Source organism: Campylobacter sp. BCW_6873 (assembly GCF_001762365.1).
GTDB classification, from domain to species: domain Bacteria; phylum Campylobacterota; class Campylobacteria; order Campylobacterales; family Campylobacteraceae; genus Campylobacter_D; species Campylobacter_D jejuni.
Genome location: NZ_MJWS01000029.1, coordinates 1 through 1124 on the forward strand (window position 1 = coordinate 1; position 1124 = coordinate 1124).

General features: G+C 33.1%; 1 pseudogene. It reads left to right on the forward strand.

Annotation, left to right across the window (positions count from 1 at the left end):
• Positions 1 to 1124, forward strand: a pseudogene (locus AJ932_RS10725) (hypothetical protein); the annotation flags it as partial.

The following is a 1124-nucleotide window of genomic DNA, read 5'->3' on the forward strand; positions in this document are numbered from 1 at the left end:
GCTCCACTATTAAAAATTTTGAAAACACAGGCCTAATCAAAAATCAAAACGCTAATGCTATCTTCATAGGTGATGGCAACAAGATAGAAACCCTTACAAATAAAGGAACTATAGAAGCAGGCAACAATGGTATAACTTTTTATGCATTTGATACAAATAAAAAGCCCGTTAATATTGGTAAAATCACTATAGAAAGTGGTGGTGTTATTAAAGCAGGCAATGATGCAATCCATATAGATGGAAGTAAAAATGGTATTGAGGGTGAAGGCATTGAAGTTAAAGCAGGGGGTAGATTAGAAGGTGGTAATGCAGGTATTTATATAGGTGGCGGTAAGCAAGTAAATACTAGCATCAATGTATCTGGAACTATCCAAGGTGGTAATGGGGGTATTATAAATACTGGAACCATTGGACAAAAAGATACAGAAGTTCAAACTCACGGTATCACTATTGAAAATGAAGGTCTTATTGCTTCTGCAAAAGGAAGTGGTATTTTAAATACTGACAATGGAATTATTTATGGTAATATTTTCAATAAAAGTAATAATAATTTAAGTTTAAAAAATGATTCTGATGCGACTATTACAAGTGGTATTAAAAATGAAGGTGGTGGAACCATCTTTGTTAATAACCAAGGAACCATAGATAAAGATAATAGTGGCAATCATTTAACTAACAGCGGATCTGGTAGCATAGTCATAGAAGATTGGCTTGTTACTACAGATAAAGATACGGGTAAATTAGACACTGTGGTTGTAGGTGGAAGTGGTAAAGATAATGTAAAAGTAGAAAACATCACTGTAGATCAAAGCAATGTTAATCTTGATGAATTAGGCAATATAAACAATATCATCTCAGGTGTTAATCAAGGCAATATTGGCAATATAGGAACCAATGGAGGTGGAGAAATATCTTTAAGCTTTGATCCAATAACAGGAAAGCTTACTACAGATTTTAATCTTAATGCTTCCATATCAGGTGCAACCTTTAGATCTTTAATCTCTACTACTACAAGAAGATCTACCTTTATAGACAATGTTATGGGTAATTCTATGCAAACTTTTGCTTTAGCTTCTTCAAGTAAATCTCAAAGCATTGCTATGTCTGAAAAGGGTAATTTATAT